This window comes from Fibrobacter sp. UWEL (assembly GCF_900142535.1).
Classification (GTDB): Bacteria; Fibrobacterota; Fibrobacteria; order Fibrobacterales; family Fibrobacteraceae; genus Fibrobacter.
Window position 1 is genome coordinate 1 of the sequence record NZ_FRBE01000001.1, and the last position, 22,036, is coordinate 22,036.

At 50.4% G+C, this 22,036-nt stretch carries 20 protein-coding genes and 1 pseudogene; 3 read left to right on the forward strand and 18 right to left on the reverse strand.

Annotation, left to right across the window (positions count from 1 at the left end):
- The 3 genes from BUB59_RS00005 to BUB59_RS00015 all read left to right on the forward strand — a co-directional run.
- The coding region (locus BUB59_RS00005; RefSeq protein ID WP_143160148.1) for an RNA-directed DNA polymerase at window positions 1-492 on the forward strand (492 nt) is incomplete at its 5' end.
- A gap of 214 nt (window positions 493-706) precedes the next feature.
- The gene (locus BUB59_RS00010; protein WP_073224416.1) at window positions 707-1,909 is read left to right on the forward strand and encodes an ATP-binding protein; all 1,203 of its coding nucleotides are present in this window, start codon (window positions 707-709) and stop codon (window positions 1,907-1,909) included.
- 127 nt (window positions 1,910-2,036) lie between these two features.
- The gene (locus tag BUB59_RS00015) at window positions 2,037-3,110 is read left to right on the forward strand and encodes a Fic family protein (RefSeq protein WP_073224417.1); all 1,074 of its coding nucleotides are present in this window, start codon (window positions 2,037-2,039) and stop codon (window positions 3,108-3,110) included.
- 123 nt (window positions 3,111-3,233) lie between these two features.
- Here the strand turns inward: BUB59_RS00015 and BUB59_RS00020 are convergent, their stop codons facing one another.
- The 18 genes and pseudogenes from BUB59_RS00020 to BUB59_RS00100 form a co-directional block, all read right to left on the reverse strand.
- Window positions 3,234-4,829 carry a bifunctional anthranilate synthase component II/anthranilate phosphoribosyltransferase gene (locus BUB59_RS00020; protein WP_073224419.1) on the reverse strand — a complete coding sequence of 532 codons (1,596 nt, stop codon included), beginning with the start codon at window positions 4,827-4,829 and terminating at the stop codon, window positions 3,234-3,236.
- Window positions 4,829-6,241: an anthranilate synthase component I family protein gene (locus BUB59_RS00025; RefSeq protein WP_073224421.1), complete on the reverse strand. Its 1,413-nt coding sequence runs from the start codon at window positions 6,239-6,241 to the stop codon at window positions 4,829-4,831. Before BUB59_RS00025 ends, BUB59_RS00020 begins: the two co-directional genes overlap by 1 nt.
- Window positions 6,242-6,678: 437 nt before the next feature.
- Window positions 6,679-8,115, reverse strand: coding sequence for an NADH-quinone oxidoreductase subunit N (locus BUB59_RS00030; RefSeq protein ID WP_073224423.1), 1,437 nt, complete (start codon window positions 8,113-8,115; stop codon window positions 6,679-6,681).
- 3 nt (window positions 8,116-8,118) lie between these two features.
- Window positions 8,119-9,648, reverse strand: coding sequence for a complex I subunit 4 family protein (locus tag BUB59_RS00035; protein ID WP_073224425.1), 1,530 nt, complete (start codon window positions 9,646-9,648; stop codon window positions 8,119-8,121).
- Window positions 9,649-9,663: 15 nt separating this feature from the next.
- The gene (gene nuoL, locus BUB59_RS00040) at window positions 9,664-11,616 is read right to left on the reverse strand and encodes an NADH-quinone oxidoreductase subunit L (protein WP_073224426.1); all 1,953 of its coding nucleotides are present in this window, start codon (window positions 11,614-11,616) and stop codon (window positions 9,664-9,666) included.
- A complete protein-coding gene (gene nuoK / locus BUB59_RS00045; RefSeq protein ID WP_073224429.1) occupies window positions 11,609-11,914 on the reverse strand; it encodes an NADH-quinone oxidoreductase subunit NuoK in 306 nt (101 codons plus the stop codon). Before nuoK ends, nuoL begins: the two co-directional genes overlap by 8 nt.
- Window positions 11,914-12,480 (reverse strand): NADH-quinone oxidoreductase subunit J family protein, encoded by a 567-nt coding sequence (locus tag BUB59_RS00050; protein WP_073224430.1) that lies wholly within the window; start codon window positions 12,478-12,480, stop codon window positions 11,914-11,916. The genes nuoK and BUB59_RS00050 overlap by 1 nt, the downstream gene beginning before the upstream one ends.
- On the reverse strand, window positions 12,480-12,953 hold the full coding sequence (locus BUB59_RS00055; RefSeq protein ID WP_073224433.1) for a 4Fe-4S binding protein: 474 nt from the start codon (window positions 12,951-12,953) through the stop codon (window positions 12,480-12,482). The genes BUB59_RS00050 and BUB59_RS00055 overlap by 1 nt, the downstream gene beginning before the upstream one ends.
- Before the next feature lie 18 nt (window positions 12,954-12,971).
- Window positions 12,972-14,093 (reverse strand): complex I subunit 1/NuoH family protein, encoded by a 1,122-nt coding sequence (locus BUB59_RS00060; protein WP_073224434.1) that lies wholly within the window; start codon window positions 14,091-14,093, stop codon window positions 12,972-12,974.
- A 12-nt stretch (window positions 14,094-14,105) separates the two neighbouring features.
- Window positions 14,106-15,239 carry an NADH-quinone oxidoreductase subunit D gene (locus tag BUB59_RS00065; RefSeq protein WP_073224916.1) on the reverse strand — a complete coding sequence of 378 codons (1,134 nt, stop codon included), beginning with the start codon at window positions 15,237-15,239 and terminating at the stop codon, window positions 14,106-14,108.
- Between the two features lie 2 nt (window positions 15,240-15,241).
- Window positions 15,242-15,892: an NADH-quinone oxidoreductase subunit C gene (locus BUB59_RS15785; RefSeq protein WP_369806264.1), complete on the reverse strand. Its 651-nt coding sequence runs from the start codon at window positions 15,890-15,892 to the stop codon at window positions 15,242-15,244.
- Between the two features lie 117 nt (window positions 15,893-16,009).
- Window positions 16,010-16,492 (reverse strand): annotated as a pseudogene (locus BUB59_RS15790) (NADH-quinone oxidoreductase subunit B); the annotation flags it as partial.
- Window positions 16,483-16,863 (reverse strand): NADH-quinone oxidoreductase subunit A, encoded by a 381-nt coding sequence (locus BUB59_RS00075; protein WP_083540083.1) that lies wholly within the window; start codon window positions 16,861-16,863, stop codon window positions 16,483-16,485. The gene BUB59_RS00075 and the pseudogene BUB59_RS15790, both read right to left, overlap by 10 nt.
- Before the next feature lie 23 nt (window positions 16,864-16,886).
- A complete protein-coding gene (locus tag BUB59_RS00080) occupies window positions 16,887-17,480 on the reverse strand; it encodes a hypothetical protein (protein ID WP_073224441.1) in 594 nt (197 codons plus the stop codon).
- Entirely contained in the window at window positions 17,477-19,624 is a 2,148-nt protein-coding gene (locus BUB59_RS00085) for a RelA/SpoT family protein (protein WP_073224443.1), read from the reverse strand. Before BUB59_RS00085 ends, BUB59_RS00080 begins: the two co-directional genes overlap by 4 nt.
- 172 nt (window positions 19,625-19,796) lie before the next feature.
- The gene (locus tag BUB59_RS00090) at window positions 19,797-20,285 is read right to left on the reverse strand and encodes a hypothetical protein (protein ID WP_073224445.1); all 489 of its coding nucleotides are present in this window, start codon (window positions 20,283-20,285) and stop codon (window positions 19,797-19,799) included.
- A 164-nt stretch (window positions 20,286-20,449) separates the two neighbouring features.
- The gene (thrH, locus tag BUB59_RS00095) at window positions 20,450-21,067 is read right to left on the reverse strand and encodes a bifunctional phosphoserine phosphatase/homoserine phosphotransferase ThrH (protein WP_073224448.1); all 618 of its coding nucleotides are present in this window, start codon (window positions 21,065-21,067) and stop codon (window positions 20,450-20,452) included.
- A 14-nt stretch (window positions 21,068-21,081) separates the two neighbouring features.
- Window positions 21,082-22,005 (reverse strand): Hsp33 family molecular chaperone HslO, encoded by a 924-nt coding sequence (locus tag BUB59_RS00100; protein ID WP_073224450.1) that lies wholly within the window; start codon window positions 22,003-22,005, stop codon window positions 21,082-21,084.
- Between the last annotated feature and the right edge of the window lie 31 nt (window positions 22,006-22,036).

Sequence of the window (22,036 nt, forward strand, 5' to 3'; positions counted from 1 at the left end):
AGCGCATGGAACGACTTGCCCGCCAATAAGTCGTTGATGGGACTGCCGGAAAATCAGGGACTTCCTATCGGGAATCTGACATCGCAGTTATTTGGCAATATTTACTTGAATCCCTTGGACCAGTTCGTAAAACGAATCTTGAAAATTAGATGCTATGGTCGCTATGTGGATGACATGGTGCTGGTGCATCGCGACAAACGTGTGTTGCTGGATGCTGTTGACCAAATCCGGGATTTTGTTGCCTCGCAGCTAGCGCTGAACTTGCATCCGAAAAAGGTGTATCTTCAACCAGTGCAGAACGGCTTTGCATTTTTGGGGGTGTATATCTTGCCGTGGCGGGTTTATCCTGGGCGGCGTATTGTTAGAAACTTCAGGGAATGTGTTGCAAAGCCTTCTGCAGATTTGCTTTGCCAGGCTGCACGATTGCAAAGTTACCATGGCTATATGAGTCACTATGATGCCAACCTTTTTATTTGGAGGATTTATGGCTAATGAAAATTCTTGAAGAAGTAGGGGAATGTTTATAAAGACTCCGTTATACTTTGCCAAATCTCTGTTTTTTGATGACTTTTGGCGAGTTTAAATACCGTGCTCAGACTCTCATAGAAAGATTCATTTTATTCAATTTACTTACTGTATTGAATAAAAATCAACCTTTTTTATTCAATATGATTGTTTTGTTGACTAAAAATGCTATTTTTAAGGCATGAAAAGTGCCGTGCTCAATCAGCGAAAAGAACGGGATCGCCTTTTGGCGGAGCCTTACCTTACACGTCAAACGGTGTATGATTTTGAAGCCTTGCTCCAGAGCCCGAACATAAAGTTGCTAACGGGGCCTCGTCGCGTGGGAAAATCCACCCAGGCTATTTTGATGCTGCGCGGGAAGAATTTTGCTTACCTGAATTTCGATGACAATGAATTGCTAAAAGGCTGGAACGAGGAACAGGCGGAAATGCTGCTGAACGAGGTGTACCCGAATTTTCAGTACCTTTTGCTTGACGAAGTCCAAAATGTAAGTGGCTGGGATGTTTGGGTCGGCAAGCTTTTTCGTCGTGGGTACAACCTGGTTATAACAGGTAGTAACGCCAACATGCTTTCGGGAGAAATGGCAACCGTGCTTACGGGGCGATATCTTGAAATCAAGATGCTGCCTTTTAGTTTGTTTGAGACAAGCTCGTTTAATCGGGAATTGACCAAGGACGATTATCTTAAAAACGGGGGCTATCCAGAAACGGTGTCGCAACGGGCCATAACGCAAACATACCTGCAGACACTGTTCGATTCCATTGTGTACAAGGATGTGGTTCGCAGGCACAAGATCCGAAATGTTACGGACCTGAATAATGTGGCTACATTCCTTCTTGCAAATTTTACGGGAACATTCAGCTACAACGATGTGGCGGATGACCTTGGCCTTTCCAGTGTTGCCACGACAAAAAAGTTCATGGACTATTTGCATGAGCCATTCCTGTTCTATTATCTGGATAGATACAACAACAAATTGAAACTGATGAAAAAGGCTCCGCGCAAGGTCTATGTGGTTGACAATGGCTTTGTTTCGTCGAGGGCGTTTAGCCTTAGCGAAAATCTGGGAAAACTTCTGGAAAATCAAGTCTTTATTGAATTGCTTCGCCGTGGGTACGATACCGAAAAATCCTTGTTCTACTACCATTCCCGCAATGACAAAGAAACGGATTTTGTAGTTCGTGAAGGCAACAAGGTAAAGCAGCTAATTCAAGTTTGTTACGAGATGTCGAACGAAAAAACAGAAAAGCGAGAGGTGGGTAGCCTTGTGGAATGCGCCGGCGAACTGAAGTGCGATAACCTTACCATTGTAACATGGAATGATGAACGGCTCATTGAAAAGAACGGGTATGCTATTAAGGTCGTGCCCGTGGAAAAATTTTGAATGAGATTTTATTGTCTCCAAGACTTCAACTAAACTTTTACCTAAAATACTCCGTTTAGAACGAAAAGTTTGCAAAAAGGTGGTTGTTTGACTACCTTTTTTACGAAATTTTGCTACTTTAGATGGCGTGAGATACCTAACATTAGAAAAAGCCCTTGATGCGTGGAGAAAACTCCTGCCTATTTCAGATGAAAATAGGGCTCGTCTTGCTCGTCGTTTTTCCGTTGACTTCAACTATAACAGCAACCATATCGAGGGGAACACCCTTACTTATGGACAGACGGAAATCCTTTTGCTGTTCGGGAAGGTGATTGGTGAAGCGAATGTGCGGAGCGTTCAGGAGATGGTGGCCAGCGAAGTTTCTCTCAAGATGATGGTGGCTGAAGCTAAAATCAAGGAAACTCCACTTACACAAAATTTTATACGGGGCCTGCATCATACTCTATTGCGGGAGGATTATTCCGTTCATCGTGAACTGCCTGGTGGAATGCAAGTCGGGTATGTGGTTCACGCAGGGCAATACAAGACCCGCCCAAATAGTGTCATTACGCGTTATGGAGATCGGTTCGACTATGCGTCACCAGAAGAAACTCCTGCACTGATGACGGATTTGGTGGATTGGTATAATGCTGCAGAAAAAGAGGGGAAGTTGTCTCCTGTGGAATTGGCTGCGCTGTTCCATTATCGGTATATTAGAATCCATCCATTTGAAGATGGAAATGGTCGAATCGCTAGACTGCTTGTCAATTACATTTTGGCGAAACATGATATTCCCATGGTAGTTGTTCGCAGTCGAAAGAAAGACGAATACCTGGAAGCTTTGCATGCAGCCGATTTGGCTGTAGGTGCTGCGCCGACATTAGGCGCGAATGCCTCGTTGCGAACTATCGCTCCATTTCTCAAGTATTTTAAGAATATGGTGGCGCAAGAAATTGATGGCGATGTTCGCTTTCTTACAAAGTGTGGTGAAAATATCTGGTGGTATGATGGCGAGTGCGTTGAATTTCGCACCCCGAATTATGGCCGTATTTTGAACCTTATGCAAAGTGAACCGGTTTTGACGCTAGCCGATATTCAGCGAAAACTTGGTATTCGAATTTCAGCGGTTAACAAGCTGGTTCAGCACCTTCTTGATTGTCATTATATTGAACGCGGAAATGATGTTGGCAAATGGCATGTGTTTATCGTGCCGTCAGTTTAGAGACTTTGCAATATTAGAAATGCGAAAAAAGGACCTGAGTTTTCTCAGGTCCTTTCTGTTTCTAGATCCTTCGCTAACGCTCAGGATGACACCGTGAGGCGCATGGTCTCCGCGATGTTCTAATTAGGAATTACTAGCAACCTTCACAGCTTCGATGGTCTTCAGTACGGAGCCGTCTTCGATAGCCTTCATGGCCATGTCGTAGCCTTCCTTGATGGTGGCGGCCTTCTTGCTGATGTAGAGGGCGGCGCCAGCGTTCAAGGCGCAAGCATACTTGATGCCCGGGCGGCCCTTGCCGTTGAGCAAGTCCAAGCCCAGCTGGAAGTTTTCTTCGCCAGTGCCACCGGCCAAGTCGTCTTCGTCCACAGCGGGAACGCCGAAGTCCTTGGGGTCGATGCGGTAAGTCTTGTACACGCCATCTTCCAGGATTTCTGCGATGGTGGTGGGAACGCAGGGAGAAATTTCATCGTAGCCGTCGTCGCTCAATGCCACCATCACACGCTTTGCGCCAAGAGCCTTAGCAGCCTTGGTGAAAGGTTCCAGCACAGCTTCGCTGTACACGCCCAGGCAGAGGTACTTGGCTTCTGCGGGGTTGGTGAGAGGTCCAATCAGGTTCATGATAGTCTTGATGCCAAGGCATGCGCGGACGGGGCCTGCGAAACGCATAGCGCTGTGGTACACGGGAGCCATGAGGAATACGAAGCCGGTCTTTTCCAGAACTTCGGCTGCCTTTTCCGGAGTCATGTCCAGCTTGAAGCCTGCAGCGGTGTAGAAGTTTGCTGCACCGGACTTACTGGAGACTGCACGGTTGCCGTGCTTTGCAATCTTACAGCCGCAAGTTGCTGCGATAAGGCCAGACATGGAGCTCACATTGAAGCTGCCCTTGCCGTCGCCACCGGTACCCACGATGTCGGTGAGTTCATCACCAGCCAAGGGGAACTTTCTCTTCTTCTTGCTCAGTACTGCGGCGCAGCCGGCGATTTCGTCGGAGACGGGGCCCTTGCAGGAAAGTGCAGTAAGGATTGCTGCCATCTGGCGTTCGTCCATGATGCCGTCGGTCAGGTCGTCCATGAACAGTTCTGCAGTTTCGCGGGAAAGGTCCTTGCCTTCCATGAGGGTGTTCAAGATGCCGCGGACGTTCAGCGGTTCACGACGGTAGTTGAGGAATGCCTTGAAGAATTCAGCTTCCTTGCCGCTGGCGATGGATTCCGGATGGAACTGGACGCCTTCGATATCCATGGTCTTGTGACGGATGCCCATGATGTCGCCGTCGTCGGCGCGGGCGGTCACTTCGAATTCCGGCGGGAGAGTAGCTTCGTCGATGACCAGGCTGTGGTAACGGGTGAAGGGATTCTTCTTGCCGATGGTGCGGAACAGGCCCTTGCCGTCGGTGTTGATGTCTTCAACAATACCGTGCTTAATGAACTTTGCGCCAACGATCTTTGCGCCGAAAGCGTACCCGATGGCCTGATGGCCGAGGCACACACCCAGAATGGGGAGCTTGCCTGCGAAGTGCTTGATGGCTTCAACGGAAATGCCTGCGTCTTCGGGACGGCCCGGACCCGGGCTCACAATGATGCGGCTGGGGTTCAAAGCTTCGATATCGGCAATGGTGCATTCCTTGCTGCGGAGCACGCGAATTTCTTCGGTGGTGATCTTTGCCAGAGCCTGGTAAACGTTATAAGTAAAAGAGTCGTAGTTGTCGATGAGTACGATCATTATTTGGTTCCCTCCAGGACTGCGCGGACAGCACCCAGCTTTTCGTTAGTTTCTTCGAATTCACGTTCTGCGTTGGAAGCGGCCACGATACCGCCACCGGCCTGCAGGCTGATCTTCTTGCCCTGCTTCAAACAGCAGCGGATAGAAATGCAGAAGTCCAGGTCGCCATCGGATTCAATGTAGCCCACAGCACCGGCGTAGAAACGACGCTTGATGCTTTCGAGACCGGAGAGAATTTCGATTGCGCTGATCTTGGGGGCGCCGCTAACGGTACCAGCAGGGAAGCTGGAGCGGAGTACTTCAATAGACTTCTTGAGGGGGCTGACCTTGCCCTGAACGTCGGAAACCAGGTGGATCACATGGCTGTACTTTTCGCATTCCATGTACTTCACGGTGTTCACGGTGCCGGCGGAGCAGACGCGGCCCAAGTCGTTACGTGCCAAGTCCACCAGCATCAGGTGTTCTGCGCGTTCCTTGGGGTCGGCCTTCAGTTCCTTCATCAATTCTTCATCTTCCAGGTCGTTCTTGCCACGGCGGCGAGTACCTGCGATGGGGTGGATGGTTGCGATACCTTCGCGAACGCGGACCAGGCTTTCGGGAGATGCGCCAATGAACTGGTGGGTACCGTAATCCAGGTAGAACATGTACGGGGACGGGTTCACAGAACGGAGGCGACGGTAGATGTCCAGAGCCTCGATGTCGCTTTCGAACTGGATGCGGCGAGAAGGCACTGCCTGAACAATGTTACCGGCCACGATGTGCTTCTGCAGTTCGTTAACCTTGTGAGTGTATTCTTCCTTGGACTTGGAAAGATCGGTAATGGTAACGCCCTTGGCCACTTCCTGTTCCGGAGCCAGGTAGCTGAAGTCCATGTCAGAAAGACGCTTCTTCACGTTCTCAATAGCGGCAGGAAGGTCGATCTGGTGTTCTTCGTAGTTCAGTGCGAACAGGTGAAGCTTTTCGGTGTAGTGGTCGAACACGATGTAGATGTGACCCACCATGAATTCGGCTTCGGGAATGTTCAGCTCATCAACCTGGGGGGCCAGGTGAATCGTATCGCAGCGTGCGCAGAATTCGTAGCCCAGGTAGCCTACGCCAGAAGAGGGAATAGGAATCTGGTTAGGGGGAACGGTGTTTTCTGCGGAAATCTTCATGAGGGCGTCGAGAATGTCGCCTTCGCCTTCCTTGAGAAAGACGCTTTCCTTGCCGTCGATAACGATGGAAACGTCCTTTTCGTTCTGACGGAGACGGAAGCCTTCGTCCACCATCAGGGTGGAGTAGCGGCTCTTGCCGTGGGCGAAGCTGGCGGATTCAAAGATTGCCTTTGCGCCCAATTTCTTGCCCAGGGAGAACGGGGTATAGCGTTCTGCCGGGAGGGCGACGTAAATGCTGTCGGTACGAGGTTCAGTCATTTTTTAGTCCTTGGTTCTTAAAACCATTTTTTTTCAGTTCAAATTTAGTTTTTTAGGCTTTTTGAATCTGGAGGACTTTGACTTTTGGGGAGCTATAAACCGCAAAAAATAAGGGCCTCCAGGAGTCTGGAAGCCATCAGTTTGCTTTTGCATTTGCCTTTACTTTTGCTTGCGCTTTTTGTTTTACGCTAGGTGTAAGATGTATGCCTTAATGACCAGACTCTATGTTTAGAGGCTGCGCCACCATCGGCCATCGAAGTTGACCTTCAATGCAACTGTAAGGGCATTATTCATCTTCATGTACCAAATAATACGAAACGAAAAAAACATCGGCAAGGGATTCTTTCAAAAAAAATGAAAAAAGCCCTCGGGTAACCGAGAGCTTGGATTTTGAAAAAACGTATTGAATGATCCGTCTTCCGTGAACCGTAACGGTCTTAGAAAGTAAATCCGGTAAATACGTTGTTGCTCAGGAAGGGTAGCACGCCCAGCAGGAGGGTGGCAATCAGGAGAGCAATGATTGCAATACGCTGGCGCTTTACCATGCGGATAGGAGAGAGTTCTCCTTCGGCTTCGTCTGCCCAGGCGCTCTTGATGACCTGCAAGTAGTAGAACAGAGCCAGCACGTTGTTCAGCACAGCGAAGGCCACTACGAAATAGTGTCCGGTAGATGCACCGCTGAAGAACAGGTGGAACTTTCCGAAGAAACCTGCAAGGGGCGGAATACCGGCAAGGCTGAACATCGCAGTAGCAAGTGCTACAGCCAGCAAGGTATTCTGCTTGGCAAGACCGCGGAGAGAGTCGAAACTCTCGGGGCGATGATGACCGATGACGCCGAAGACGAAGAATGCCAGGTAGTTGGCTACTGCGTAAACGAACACGTAGTAGACGATGGCGGTCTTTGTCATAGCGGCAGGACCCAGCAGGGCAATCATGATGTATCCTGCCTGAGCAATGGAACTGTATGCCATGAAACGGCGGAGTCTGCTCTGCTTCAGTGCGCCCAGATTACCCACAAACAGGGTGGTGCAAGCCAGGAGGGCGATAAGCGGAGCAATCTGTTCCTGGATAGGAGCGAGAGGTCCATAAATCAAAACCACCAGGAATGCAATTGCGGTAGCCTTGGAGGTTACGGACAGAACTGCTGTAACCGGGGAGGGTGCGCCTTCGTAAACATCCGGAGCCCAGGTGTAGAAGGGGAACAGGGTCAGCTTGAAGCCGATACCGCAGAAGACGAACAGAATTGCAATCCACAGCAGGGGATTGGTGCCGGCACTGACGGCGGCAAGAATCTGGTCGAAGTGGATGGAACCAGCAAAGCCATACAGATAGCTAAAGCCGAACAGTTCAAAGGCGGTTGCCACAGAACCCATCAAGATGTACTTGGTGGCGGCTTCGGAACCGTACTGGTCCTTCTTATTCCAGGCGGTCAGGGCGTACATGGGGATGGTTGCCATTTCAAGACCCAAGAAGAGGGTCAGCATGTCACAGGCGGATACAACGATGAAGCCACCGAAGGTTGCAAACATCAATGTCCCTACGAATTCAGCCAGATGGCTCAAGGCGGGTTTGCCGTCGGCACCATGGTTGAAATAATCCTTGGCAAGCCAAGTGCCTAGAATGGCGCTCAGTACGAACACTTCGCGCATCAGCACGCCGAAATCATCCACACGCCAGTTGCTGAGATAGAAAGTGCCTGCGCTGTTTGTCAGCGGGATTAGGTTCAGCAAGACGAAGGTTGCCACCAAACCCAGATTAGCAAGACGCCAGGGGATGGAAGAATTTTTCTTGCATACCAGACGGGCTGTAATCACCAGGAAGGGAAGTGCCAACAGGAGAATGTCGGGAATCAGATAGTTGGAAAGAGTGTACATGGATTAACCTCCTACCACGGGTGTAGCCGCTTGGGAAATTTTTGCAAAGATAGGTGCAATGCTCTGGTCCAGCAGATCGCAGATCCAGCCCGGGAAAATACCGATGAGGAGCAGGCAGAGAACCAGAACCACAACCACCAACTTTTCGCGGAAGCAACCGTCGGTAAGTGTTTCATACTTGGCAGGCATATTGCCGTGAAGCATGCGGTTGGCAGTCTGCAGGATGTAAACTGCGGTAGTGGTGATGGAGAGAATTGCAAGAATAGTCACGATGCGGGTTACGGTATCTTCCTGCTGGAAGGCCCCGATAAAGATATTGCTTTCGGCAACGAAACCGCTGAAGCCAGGCAGGCCAAGACCTGCAAAACCTGCAATGACGAAACCAACGCCCAGGAAAGGAATCTTTCTCATGATACCGCCCATCTGGGTGATGTCACGGGTGTGGGTACGTTCGTAAATCATACCGATGGTTGCGAAGAACAGACCTGTCAGGAAACCGTGGGAAATCATCTGGAGGGATGCGCCGCGAAGACCGATGGGGGTAAGTGCAGCAAGACCCAGGAAGATGAGGCCCAAGTGGCTGATAGAGCTGTAAGCGGTAATGTACTTCAGGTCCTTATGACGCAGAGCAATGAAGGGACCGAGAACTACGTTGAAAATCAGGAGCAGAACCACATAGGGGAGCCAAACCTTTGCGGCTTCCGGCATGAGGAACAAGGCCACGCGAAGGCAGCCGTATGCACCCATCTTCATCATGACGCCTGCTGCCAGCATGGAAACTGCGGTAGGTGCAGAGGCATGACCGTCCGGGCTCCAGAAGTGGAACGGGAACAGGGATGAGCTGACTGCGAAGCCCATGAACAGCAGGGGGAATGCCCACATCTGGAAATCCACGGGAAGAGTAATCTTGGAAAGTTCCACAATGCTCCAGCTGTTGACTCCACCTTCGAAGTAAATGCCGAAGAGAGTGGCGAGAATCATGGAGGATCCGAATGCCAGAGTAAGAGTCAGTTTCTTACCGCCGTAGTCCTTACGACCAGAACCGTAACCGGCGATCATCAGGTACATGCACAGAGCTTCCATTTCGTAGAATACGAAGAACAGCACCAGGTCCATGCTCATAAATACGCCGTAGACGCTAGTTGCCAGGAGCTGGATCAAGGCGAAGAATACCTTCTGGTTGCCCTTGATGTTGTAGCTCACCAGGATGCCTGCCCACACGATTACTGCGGTAAGCAGGAGCAGGAACATGTTCAGACCATCGGCACCCACAATGTAGTGGACGTTGAAGGCGTTGAGCCAGGGAATGTCCGTAAAGAAACGTAACAGCAGGGGCGCTGCAGCTTCATTTGCGGGAGTGCCACTGACGGAATACAGATAGTAGGTCAGGTAGCCTACCAATGCAAGGACCAATGAACCGGAAGCGGTATGGATGGTCTTGAGAAGGGTTGTCTTTTCCTTGGAAATAGGAATACAGACAAGAACCGTCAGGATGGGGATAAGCCAAATCAGGTTAAAAAGTAAAGTTTCCATATTGTAACCTATAACCTAAAAGGGGAGATGCCCGATGAAACGCCACAGGATGACGCCGACGATCAGCGTTCCCAGATAAAATGTCAGGTGACCGCCCTGAGCTTGGCGAACCAAATCACCGAGGCGATGGATGAACCATACCACAAAGGCTACGATGCCTTCCACGATGTAGTCCTGAATGAAACGGGCAACACGAGCGATGCCGCCAATGAGGAACTGGCGAACGACGCAGTAGTACATTTCATCGAAGTAGAACTTGTGATAAATGGTCTTGTAGATGCTACCGCGGTTCACATCGTCCAGTGCGCGGTCGATGTTTGCCTTAGGACTTGCGTAAAGTACCCATGCGATAAGCAGGGCGAAAACAGCAACACCAATAGCTACGAAAGGAATCCAGTGGGCTTCCGGCAACATCATCAGCTGGGGAACGCGAAGCTTACCCGGCGTAAAGAAGTGCTCGAAGAGACCCTTTGCAGCAATACCGCTCAACAGGGAAGGTACTGCAAGAATTGCAATCGGCAATGTCATTGCGAAATCTTCGTGGACATGACCTTCTTCGACGGCGTGGCAACGGGGCTTGCCGTGGAATGCCAGGAAGAACAGACGGAACATGTAGAATGTGGTCAGTCCGCTGGTAAGAAGTGCCAGGCCGAATACAACGTAGTGCTTACCCTGGAAGGCAGCAAGAATGATTTCATCCTTGGAGAAGAATCCAGAGAAGGGAGGAATGCCGGAGATTGCCAGGATGGAAATCAAGGCGCAGATGTAAGTGATGGGCATCTTCTTGCGGAGACCGCCCATGGCGTCAAGATCGTTGGTATGAACCTGATGGATCAAGCTACCTGCAATCAAGAACAAGCTGCACTTAAAGAAGGCGTGGGTAAAGATGTGGAAGGTAGATGCGGTCCAACCGGTGGTGAATACGGCATCACCAATCTTACAAGTACCCAGGGCGAACATCATGTAACCCAGCTGGGACAGTGTTGAATAAGCCAGAATACGCTTGATATCCTTCTGGGTGCAAGCGATGACAGCGGCAAATACCATGGTAAATGCGCCTACCCACATAATGAGAGTGAGGGAATCACCGCAAACGGCGAAGAAGGGGAACAGACGGGCTACCAGGTAAACACCTGCCACCACCATGGTTGCACTATGGATGATGGAGGAAACCGGAGTAGGACCTTCCATTGCATTGGGAAGCCAAATGTGCATGGGGAACATGGCGGACTTACCCCAGCCACCGGTAAAGATCAACACGGCGCCGATGGTCAGTGCGGTTGCCTTGCTCACGGACATAATGCCCAAATTAATGGTCTGGTCGGCGAACATGCCAAGTGCGATGCCATTCAGACTTCCGAAATCAAAGGTCTGGACCACATAGCTGACCAATACGATACCCAGCAGGAAGAAACTGTCAGCGAAGCGGGTCAAGATGAAGGCCTGCTTGGAAGCGCTTACTGCAGAAGGCTTGTGGTACCAGAAGCCAATGAGAAGGTAGCTGGATACACCCACCAGTTCCCAGAAGATGAACATCTGGAAAAGGTTGGTTGCGGCTACCAGGCCCAGCATGCTAAAGCTAAAGAGGGAGAGCAGCGCGAAGAATCGTCCTTCGGCGCGGTCTCCGCGCATATAGCCAACGCTGTAGATGTTTACCATGAACGCGATGAACGTCACTACCACCAGCATCATGATGGAAAGCGGATCCACCAGAAGGCCGATATTTGCAACGAAGCTTTCAGCAAACTTCAGGAAGGGAACTTCAAATGCAATCACCTTCTGGGGGGCAACGCCCGTAGTGAAGTAACTTACGGCCAGAGTCAGTGCAGAGATGAATGCGATGCCGTTGAGAGTAATGGCAAGAGCTGCCGCACCCTTGGCGGAACGTTTTCCCAGGAAAAGCCCGTTAATCACGAAGGTGAGAAGGGGCATGAGGAAAATAAGGTAGCTGATAGATGTATTAGTCATGGAGCTCCCTCAGTTGATCTATGTCGAGGCTCTTGTGACGGCGATACATGCTCACGATAATAGCGAGAGCGATAGCCATTTCACAGGCGGTGACGGCAATGACAAATGCACTGAAAATACTGCCGGAAGTGGAATCACCGGGAGTAAAGTAGGCAAATGCAATGAAATTGATATTAGCTGCGTTGAGCATCAGTTCCATAGAAATCAGCATGCCCACCAGATGGCGACGGTGGATAAGACCCCACACGCCAATGCCAAACAGAAGGAATGCCAGAATCAGGCAATTCATTAAAGTCATTACTTGTCCTCCTTTTCCTTGTGAGCGATGGTCACTGCTGCAATCAAGGTCATTAGCAGGAGAACGCTTACGATTTCAAAAGGAATGATATAGCCATTGGTTCCATAGTCCAGAAGTCTAAGTGCAAAGGACTTCAGGCTTGCGTAACCCTCGGGTGCTGCCATAGGCATGGTGGCCAGTTCCTTAATGGGGAACAAGCACTTGACCATCACCACCACAAAGCCTACACTCAGAAGGAATGCTGCAAAAGTGCGGGGGATGTTTACCGAGAAGTGATCTTCGCCGAGATGGCTGGTCAGCAAGATTGTGAACACCACGAAGATGACCACACCGCCTACGTAGACCATCACTTGGGCAATGGCAATAAATTCTGCCTGCAGGAGCATATAAAGAATGGCTGTTCCTACGAAGGCGAAAATGAGGAATACGGCACTCTTCAAGACGCTCTTGACAGCAACGGTACATACGGCCATCACAAGAATTACAAGCGCCACCGCATAGAAGGCGATATCTACGCCGCTATGGGGAAATGCCAGAGGAATACTGTTAAGCAGGTTTTCAAGCATTAGCCTTGTCCCTCCTTCTTATTCAAGATCATTTCCAGCGTGGAAGCATCCGTAGTTGCCACTTCGAAAGCGGGGCTCATCTCGATGGCGCCAAAGGGGCATGCTTCTACACAGAGGCCGCACTGGGTGCAGCTAGCGAAATGATAAACGTAACGGCCCAGAACCTTCTTGCCAGCAATGTTCTTGGTGGGAAGCACCGTAATGCTGGAGTTGGGACAGGCACGTTCACACATACCACAAGCGGTGCAGTGATTGTTTCCTTCGGCGTCTTCCACCATGGAAAGGCGACCGCGGTAACGTTCATGCATTTTCAGTGTCTTGCGATTTTCCGGATACTGTTCCGTAACGATGCGCTTGGGGTTAAAGAAGTACTTGAGGGAAACGGACAAACCGCAGAGAAGGCTCCACGGACCCGTTACGCACTTCTTCAAGTAGCGCTTGATGTATTGAGATGTTGAAATATGTTTTGACATTTTTGATCTCTATGGTCCTTAACCAGCAAAAACAACCCATGCGGCACCAGCAACCAGAAGGAGCAGGTTTACCGGCAACATAAACTTCCATTCAAAACTCATGAGCTGGTCTACGCGGGGGCGGACAAAGGTCCAGCGGACCATCATGTAGCACCAGATCAGGAAGTAAATCTTGGCGAACATCCATACGAAACCAGGAACCTGCATCATCAGGTTGTCTACGGCTTCGATGCCGATGCAAGGTACGTTAAAGCCTCCCAGGAAGCAAGTTGCTGCCAGAGCGGAGTTGGTCACCAGGGCAATGTATTCAGCCAGGTAGAACATGGCAAAAGGAGTGCCTGTATATTCCGTATGGTAACCACCGGTCAGTTCCTGTTCTGCTTCTGCGATGTCGAAGGGTGCGCGGTTCATTTCTGCAGTAGAAGAAATGAAGAACAGGATGAAGGCGATAAAGCCGAGAACGGGGACCTTGAAAATCATCCAGTTGGCTACAGTACCGGACTGGCTTGTGGCAATGTCCATCAGGTTGGTAGAACCGGACATCATCACCACAAAGAGGAGAATCAAGGCGAAGGAAATTTCGTAGCTGATCATCTGAGCGCCACTACGGAGAGATCCCATCAGGGAGTACTTGTTATTACTGGACCAACCGCCCAGAAGAATACCAAGAACGCCGAAACCGTTCACCGCAATAATCAGGGGAATGCCCAGGTCTACGTCAGCCACCACCAGGTTGCTGCCGAAAGGAATGAGGGCTGTTACCATGAAAGGTGCGATCAATGCAATCATGGGTGCCACATAGAAGAGAATCTTGTCGGCACTCTTAGGAGAGTAAACTTCCTTGAAGAGCATCTTCAGCACGTCGGCGATGGTCTGGATGGTTCCGTGCCAGCCGAGGCGCATGGGGCCCAGACGGCACTGAACGTGGGCGCAGACCTTACGTTCCATGTAGATGAGGATGGGGGCGTTGCCGATGTTCACCAGGCAAACTGCCACAATGCAAATCACTGCATTGATGAGGAATGCAACGATGTTATTGAGCAGGTCGGACTGCAGTGCTTCCGGCAGGTATGCTGCCAACTGCGGAACCCACTCGCGAACGACGTCGCCGATAGGATTTGGAATTGAAGGTACGAACATATTACTTACCTACTATCTGTCAATTTCAGGAATCACAGGGTCCAGAGTGGCCATGACCACCACCAAGTCGGAAATCTTTCCGCCCTGGCACATCTTGTTGAGGGCGCCTACGTGAGGGAAGCTGGGACCGCGAGTGTGAATGCGGTAAGGCTTGTCGCCGGCGGCAGCCACCACGTAAGTACCGTAAAGACCCTTGGCGGTTTCAATTTCGCTGTAGTAACGACCCGGATTCAGCTTGACCGGCTTTTCCTTACTGCGATAGGGACCTTCCTTGGGGAACTTTTCGATACACTGACGCAGGATCTTCATGGATTCGTGAATTTCTGCAATACGGATCTTGTATCGATCGTAGCAGTCGCCGTTATGGAAAACGGGAACGTCGAAATCCATCTGGTCGTAAATGCTATAGGGATTAGCCCTACGGACGTCAAAGTCTACGCCACTAGCACGAAGAACAGGACCGGAGCATCCCAGGGAGATTGCGTCTTCCTTAGAGAGGACGCCAACGCCGATGCTACGTTCCAGAACGATGATGTTCTTGGAAAGGAATCGCTCGTAGTCCTTCATGGTATCTTCCATGTGGTCCAGGAATGACTTTACGCGTGCAATGAAACCTTCCGGAAGGTCGAAACGGCTTCCACCCGGACGGAAAAAGTTGGTGGTCAGGCGGGAACCTGTCACTTCTTCCAGCATGTCGTGGATCATTTCACGTTCCTTAAAGCCGAACAGCAAGCAAGTCTGGCCGCCCAAGTCACCGCCGAAGCAGCCGAAGAACACCAGGTGGCTTGCAATACGACCCAGCTCAGAGAGCATGACGCGGATGTATTCAGCCTTTTCGGGAACACCGATGTTCATGCCCTTTTCGTAAGCAAGAACAAGACCCAGGTTATTCTGGATGGCGGTCAGGTAGTCCTGACGGTCACTCATGGGGATGTACTGCAGGTAAGTCATGGACTCGCCCTGCTTTTCCATACCACGGTGGATATAGCCAAAGTGGGGGACGATTTCCACGATGTTTTCGCCATCCATGCGGAGAGCTAAGCGAAGTGCACCGTGGGTACTGGGGTGCTGGGGCCCCATGTTAATGAAAAATTCTTCGGAATCCGTTTCCCGGGTGATTTTGAATCCCGGAGGGAGCTGTGTCATACTCATACCGGCCTCTTCATCATGTTGGGGTTAGTGAAATCCTTACGCAGGGGATAGCCTTCGAATTTCGGATCCAGGAAGATGCGGCGCAAATCCTGGTGACCTTCGAACTTAATGCCGAACATGTCGTAAACTTCACGTTCCTTAAGTTCTGCGGTTGCGTAAAGATCGCTGATGGAGGGGACGTTTGCCAGAAGGCTGGTTGCCTTCTTTTCTTCGGCCACTTCTGCCTTAGGAAGCGGTGTGCAGAAGAATACCTTGTGACCCTTTACCAAGCTGCGGAGCATGGTGACCAACTCAAAACGATCCGGGTAGTCAATGGCGGTAACGTCAATGAGGTAATCCATCTTCAGGGCGGGATCTGCCTTGGCGAATTCAACTGCAGCCCTGTAGTCTTCCTTGTTCAGGCGGATTTCCAGAGGACTGTCTGCGGGGATGTTTTCCAGTTCGCCTTCGATGGTTGCGCTGGGGAACTTCTCCTGAATCTTTGCCAGCATATCAGCATGATTCAGTCCCTTGTTGAACTTTTCGGCCAGGGAGAGTTCGTGTTCGCGAGTGACTTCGGGGAACACTTCCTTAACGACGCGAACAGGCTTAAAGGCGCTCTTGTAGTCCGGATTTTCTTCCTTGAACTTGGCGCGGGCTTCGGCCATTTCCTCATCCTTGATCTTTTCAAGTTCGGCCCAGGCCTTGGCGGCTTCGCGGTAGCGGTCGTAGTTGGCGGTATCCTTGATGTCGCCTTCATGCCACGGATCGCGGCAGGTTTCCTTGAGGATCTTTTCGCGCAGGGTCAAGAGACCATGGAAAAGAGCTTCCGGACGGGGAGGACAACCAGGAACGAAAACATCTACGGGAATTAGGTTCTCGGCACCACGGACAACAGCGTAGTTGTCATACTTGAAGGGGCCACCACTAATGGTGCAAGCGCCCATAGCGAGAACGTACTTGGGACCCGGCATCTGTTCGTACAGCATCTGGAGTGCAGGTGCCATACGGCGGGTTACTGTGCCTGCAATGATAAACAGGTCTGCCTGTCTCGGGGAAGCGCGGAACACTTCGGAACCGAAACGAGAAATGTCATAACGGGCCATGGAGCTACTCATCATTTCGATAGCGCAGCAGCTGGTGCCGTAGGTGAGGGGCCAAATAGAGTTGGCGCGAGCCCAGTTGACTACGTAGTCAATGGCGTTCACCACATACTTGCCGCCCGGAATGGGGTCAAGTATCTTGGGTGCAAAGTTGATTATTCCCATTTGAGGACTCCCTTCTTCCAGGCGTAGGCGAGACCTGCCACCAGGATTGCAACGAAGATCACCAGGTCAATCACCACTACCACCGGGGAGAGGAAGGTGTTGCCTGCCATAATTTCCTTGAAATTTGCGAATACGGGAAGCAGGAATAATGCTTCCACGTCAAAAACCAAGAAAAGGAGGGCGAAGATATAGTAGCCCACCTTAAACTGGATACGTGCATTGCCATAGGTCTCCATACCGCATTCGTAGGGAGCCGCCTTATTCTTGGTATTCTTGGTGCGATAACCTAGCAACAGACCTGTAACGGTAGCTGCAGCTGCGATAAACGCGCCTAGGAATAGAAAGATGGATAGAATGATGTACTCTGACATGATTAACCTTGTTCTTTCCTTTTTTAATAAAAATTCTGCAATTCCTGGATTGTACCAAAAAGTGTATTACCGATCTGGAATCTTTCCAGAACGTGTCGTAGCAAATCCTTGAATTCGTCGATGGTGGCGACGTTCATTTCATTCAACTTCTGCTGAATGGCGTTCACGTAACCAGAACCTACGGGCTTTGTTTTCATATCCTGCATCTCGCCACTCCACTGCTGTAACATCTGGTCCGTTTCGATACGGGCGATGACATAGCGGGTGGTCGACAAAAGTTCCTGCAAAAAGTGTACCATGAAGATTTCTTCCTGCAGAATACCCCATCTCTTATCCTTGGAGTAGAGGGAGGCGTTTTCGGCCTTTCCGTAAAAGACTGCTGCCTGGGCATACTCGAGACAGGTCATGAGCAGGCGTTCATAACGTTTGATTTCTCGACCTAGATGCTGGAACCATACGGTGTCCGCCACCGGGTTGGTTTCCTTGCGTTCGGCAACGTCGTTAGGGAATAACGCTCTGAAGGCGTAATAAACTTCTTCATAATAGCGATTGCGCATTCGGCAGTTGAATGCACGGTTCTTTAAAGTGTAGTCGCTATGGTGGAGGGTTGTAATCATGATTTGACCACCTGGCGTACGCCGGGAACTTTCTTGATATTTGCGATAAGACTATCCACCTGTTCCTTGCGGTAGGCCTTAAATACCAGGCGCACTCGACCGGAGTAGCTTTCGCCGACGGAGGAAATGCGGTCCATAAACAGGTTCTCGTCCTTCAAAACCTTCAGAATGTCGTAGGTGAAATTCTTGCGGTTATCGTTTTCGATAGAGAGATGGACTTCAAAGGCGTGGGTGGATTGTTCGCTCCACTGCACTGCGATTTGCTGACCGTCCGTAAGCTTTTTCAGTTCTTCGCATTCTGCGTTATGGACTTCGATACCGATCTGGGGGCGAAGAATACCGATAATCTTGTCTCCAGGAACCGGAGCACAGCACTTGGCGAAATGGATCATCAAACTGGTCTCGCGACCGATCTGCAGAGGCATGTCATCGCTGTTTTCGGCTTTCTTGTCCTTGTTAAAGGCGGGGAAGAACTTCAGTGCCTTGGTGTCCCGATGGGACGTTTCCGTGTCTCCACCCAGGAATCTCTGGATGTCCACCAGGGGCAGTTCGCCCTGGCCCAGGCGTTCGAAAAAGTCGTCTAAGCTTGCGGCACCAAAGTACTTCTTGATGGATTCTTCGCTGGGACGTTTTTCCTTTTCAATCTTTGCAAGACGCAGTTCACGAATCCAGATTTCCTTACCCAGGTCCTTGGACTGCTGGATCATGCTGTTTCGCATCCAGCGGCGAAGTTCCTGCTTGGCCTTGACGGTTTTGACCATTTCAAGCCATTCTGGACTAGGCTCCTGGTGGGGGCTCTTCAAAATCTGAACTGTGGCGCCGTGGGTAATCACCGTATCCAGGTTCACCACTTCGTCGTTGATCTTTGCACCGATACAGTGGAGACCCAGCTCCGTATGCACGGCGAATGCGAAGTCCAGGACGATGGCTCCCTGGGGTAGTTCCACGGAGGTGCCCTTGGGGGTAAATACGGTCATGCCGCTAGGCTTTAAGTCCACTCTCAGGAAGTCCAGGTATTCCTTGGAGTCGGAAATTTCGGACTGGAGCTTCACCATGTGGTTGAGCCAAGCCAGTTCTTCGCCTTCGTGCTGAGTTTCCAGCTTGTAGGCCCAGTGTGCGGCGAATCCCTTTTCTGCTGTCAGATCCATGTCCTTGGTGCGGATCTGGACTTCCACCAGCTTGTTTTCGGGACCGATCACTGTGGTATGAATGCTCTGGTAGAGGTTGGGCTTGGGGGTTGCGATGTAGTCCTTAAAGCGGCTCTGCATGGGAGTCCACAGGTTGTGGACGTACCCTAGTGCCAGGTAGCATTCCGGAATGGTGTCCACGATAATGCGGATGGCGAAAATGTCGAAAATGTCCTCAAACTGGCAGCCGCGGCTGATCATCTTGTTGTAGATGCTATAGATGTTCTTGGTACGGCCCTGGATGGTACAGTCGAAGTCTTCCAATGCCATCTTCATCTGGAGAGGCATGATCACGGACTGGACGTATTTTTCGCGGGATTCCTTATTCTCGATAAGGGCGTCCACCAGCTTCTGGTATTCATCGGGATTGACGTACTTGAAGCTCAGGTCTTCCAGTTCGTTTTTAAGCTTGTATAGACCGAACCTATGAGTCAGCGGGATGTAGATGTCCAGTGTTTCCTGGGCAATGGCCTGACGGCGTTCGGGCTTCATGTAGCGCATGGTACGCATGTTGTGGATTCGGTCCGCGATCTTGATCATGATGACGCGGGGATCCTTAGCCATGGCGATAATCAGCTTTCGGTAAGTCTCTGCCTTCTGGGCGGTCTTGTTTGCTTCCTGTGCTGCTGTAATCTTGGTGACGGCGTCCACCATGAATGCCACATCCTGACCGAACATTTCGGTAAGCTGTTCAAGGGTGTAGTCGGTGTCTTCAACGACGTCGTGGAGGAGTCCTGCGAGAACTGTTGGCTGGTCCTGCTTCAGGTCAGCGAGAATCTTTGCAACTTCGTAGGGATGCTCGGTGTAGGGCATGCCGCTCTTGCGGTATTGACCTTCGTGGGCGGTTGCAATAAAGGCAACAGCCTTGGTAAGAATCTCGCGGTTTAGGTCGGGATTCTTCCTGATGAGCACGTCAATAATGTGCTCCTGATTAGATGTAAGAACAACTTGATCCATCAGTAACAAGTATATGTAATAATTCCACCCTTTGTATATCTAAAATGTGGAAAATAAGCGAAAAATAAGGGATTGAAGGTCCCTTATTTATTCCAAGTTGGAATATGGATTTTTACAGTTTTTGAATGAAAAATACAGCGAAAGAAAAGATCTGTAAAAGTGAGGAATACATCTATTCCTTTTTGTTTGACTGACAGAGTTTTAGGACTTCAATTGCTGTCAAATTGAATTTGTCTCGAAGTTCCTCGACGGTGTAAGTGACTCCGTCATCGCATTCGCAAGCAGTTTTTTCCACGTACATTACGCCATAATCGGGACAAATGTCCCCTTCGCAGCCGGGGGTGGTATATTCTGTCTTTGTTGTTTTATAACAGGAATTAGGTGCTTTACTTGTGGGCTCGGAACTGCTGGAATACACAGGGATGGCACCGTAAAGTATGGGAGGCATGGAACTGCTGCTAATCCATTTGATATAGCTGGAGCTGGATTCAATAGTTTCCTGACTTTCGCTAGAAACAGGTTCCGGTTGCTCATTGCAAACATCGGCGGGGCATCCGTATAGAGCTACGGGCTCAGTAGAGGCTTCGTCACTGCAAGATGCCCAAAAACTGGCGAAAACGGCCAGTACGATTTTTTTCCAATGCTTCTTTAGAAAATTCATGCTTAAACCTCCTACGTTCTAAGTATAATCAAAAAATAACTACCGATGTGGTGCATTGGGAGAGCCCCTCTTGTAAAAATGCATAAAGAAAAGACCTTCTAAACAAATTAGAAGGTCTATATAGAACAGGTTGTTTCTTATAGAGGCGCGAACGCCTTAGAAAACTACAGAGTGTCCTGGAACTGGTGGAACTTTTCCAAGAGTTCTGCGTAAGTCTTGGTTGCTTCCAGCTGCGGGAACTGTGCAACGATGGAATCCGGAGCGCAGAAGAACACGCCCTTGTCGGCCTGCTTCAGCATGCCGGTATCGTTGAAAGAGTCGCCGCTGGCGAACACCTTGAAGTTCAGGTCTTGAAGGCTCTTGACCACTTTAGTCTTCTGGTCGTTCAAGCGCAGGTGATAGCCCTTGATCATGTCGTTTTCAACCACCAGGTTGTGGCAGAAAATGCTGGGCATACCCAGATTCTTCATGATGGGGTAGGCAAATTCCTGGAAAGTATCAGAAAGGATAATCACCTGGGCTTCGTCGCGGAGCTGGTCCATAAAGGCGCGGGCGCCGTCAAGCAGTCCAAGATTTGCAATGACATCCTGGATGGTAGAAAGCTTGAGACCTTCGCGTTCCATGATCTTGATTCGACCCTTCATCAAAACATCGTAGTCAGGGATGTCGCGGGTGGTGAGGCGCAGGTCTTCGATGCCGGTCTTTTCGGCAACTGCAATCCAGATTTCGGGAGCCAGAACGCCTTCCAGGTCCAGAGTCACGACACATTGCTTAGTAAACATAAAAATCCTTCGGTTTATTTTCCCTGACGTTCCTTGATAATCTCGCGGAGATCGTCCATTGTTACGATGTACTTATTGCGGCAGAAATCGCAGACCATTTCCAGGTCCTTGCCGTCCTTTTCCAAATCCTTCAAGTCAGCCAAAGGCAGAGCTGCCAAAGAGCTGATGGTGCGTTCCTTGCTGCAGGGGCAGAAGGCCTTGGCGCCAAATTCCTTGATGACTTCAATTTCGTAGGGTCCTTCGAACTGGTAAAGCAGCTCGTCCACCATGGTCTTGCCGCCCTTTTCCTGCACGTCGTACATTTCGGCGAACTTAGGCAGGTTCAACACCACCTGTTCCAAGGTGGTGGTGTCCTTTTCTTCCATTTCGGGGAAGGCTTCTACGTAAAAACCGATGGCGTAGTCCAGTTTGCTAGGATCCTGCTTGTTGAACTGGGCTTCGATGCCCACAGCAGAAAGAATCTGTTCAGACTGGTACAAGTAGGTAGCCAGGTTCTGGCCCATGGAAGGGCTCACCGCCTGCACCACGCTTTCGTGGACGCGCTTGCCGAATTCGTTCAGCTTCACCACCTGGTAGTTCTGGGGAATCAGGGCCGGCTCGTCAGCCTTGATTGCCTGCAGGTCGTCCTGGGGAATCATGGCGCGCACGAAATAGTAGGACTCTTCGTCTTCCTTGCGGCTGATATAAGGGGTAGTGTCTGCCTTGGCGTAAGAAATTTCACCGCCAAAGGTGGCAGTAACGCTTACCGTGCCCTTCATCTTGAGGCTGCTGCTCAAAAAGATGGACGAAATGGTGGTTTCGGCCAGGAGCTTCAGGGAATAGGACTGGGCCCCGTGCTTTGCGCCAATTTCGTTCATTGTGTTGGTAATATCCACAAGAACCAGACGGAAAGGAGCCTTTTTGCCGGTAGAACGAATAATACGATCTTTCAAATTCATGGCCCAAATTTAATAAATATTGCAAATAGTC

Bases quoted from the DNA above. Each gene is read 5' to 3' on its own strand.
- BUB59_RS00020 (WP_073224419.1), bottom strand. From the start codon at position 4,829: ATGATCGTACTCATCGACAACTACGACTCTTTTACTTATAACGTTTAC.
- BUB59_RS00010 (WP_073224416.1), top strand. From the start codon at position 707: ATGAAAAGTGCCGTGCTCAATCAGCGAAAAGAACGGGATCGCCTTTTG.
- BUB59_RS00075 (WP_083540083.1), bottom strand. From the start codon at position 16,863: ATGTCAGAGTACATCATTCTATCCATCTTTCTATTCCTAGGCGCGTTT.
- BUB59_RS00080 (WP_073224441.1), bottom strand. From the start codon at position 17,480: ATGATTACAACCCTCCACCATAGCGACTACACTTTAAAGAACCGTGCA.
- BUB59_RS15785 (WP_369806264.1), bottom strand. From the start codon at position 15,892: ATGGCCGAAGCCCGCGCCAAGTTCAAGGAAGAAAATCCGGACTACAAG.
- nuoL (WP_073224426.1), bottom strand. From the start codon at position 11,616: ATGACTAATACATCTATCAGCTACCTTATTTTCCTCATGCCCCTTCTC.
- BUB59_RS00035 (WP_073224425.1), bottom strand. From the start codon at position 9,648: ATGGAAACTTTACTTTTTAACCTGATTTGGCTTATCCCCATCCTGACG.
- BUB59_RS00100 (WP_073224450.1), bottom strand. From the start codon at position 22,005: ATGAATTTGAAAGATCGTATTATTCGTTCTACCGGCAAAAAGGCTCCT.
- BUB59_RS00065 (WP_073224916.1), bottom strand. From the start codon at position 15,239: ATGACACAGCTCCCTCCGGGATTCAAAATCACCCGGGAAACGGATTCC.
- BUB59_RS00050 (WP_073224430.1), bottom strand. From the start codon at position 12,480: ATGCTTGAAAACCTGCTTAACAGTATTCCTCTGGCATTTCCCCATAGC.
- BUB59_RS00085 (WP_073224443.1), bottom strand. From the start codon at position 19,624: ATGGATCAAGTTGTTCTTACATCTAATCAGGAGCACATTATTGACGTG.
- nuoK (WP_073224429.1), bottom strand. From the start codon at position 11,914: ATGACTTTAATGAATTGCCTGATTCTGGCATTCCTTCTGTTTGGCATT.
- BUB59_RS00090 (WP_073224445.1), bottom strand. From the start codon at position 20,285: ATGAATTTTCTAAAGAAGCATTGGAAAAAAATCGTACTGGCCGTTTTC.
- thrH (WP_073224448.1), bottom strand. From the start codon at position 21,067: ATGTTTACTAAGCAATGTGTCGTGACTCTGGACCTGGAAGGCGTTCTG.
- BUB59_RS00055 (WP_073224433.1), bottom strand. From the start codon at position 12,953: ATGTCAAAACATATTTCAACATCTCAATACATCAAGCGCTACTTGAAG.
- BUB59_RS00030 (WP_073224423.1), bottom strand. From the start codon at position 8,115: ATGTACACTCTTTCCAACTATCTGATTCCCGACATTCTCCTGTTGGCA.
- BUB59_RS00025 (WP_073224421.1), bottom strand. From the start codon at position 6,241: ATGACTGAACCTCGTACCGACAGCATTTACGTCGCCCTCCCGGCAGAA.
- BUB59_RS00060 (WP_073224434.1), bottom strand. From the start codon at position 14,093: ATGTTCGTACCTTCAATTCCAAATCCTATCGGCGACGTCGTTCGCGAG.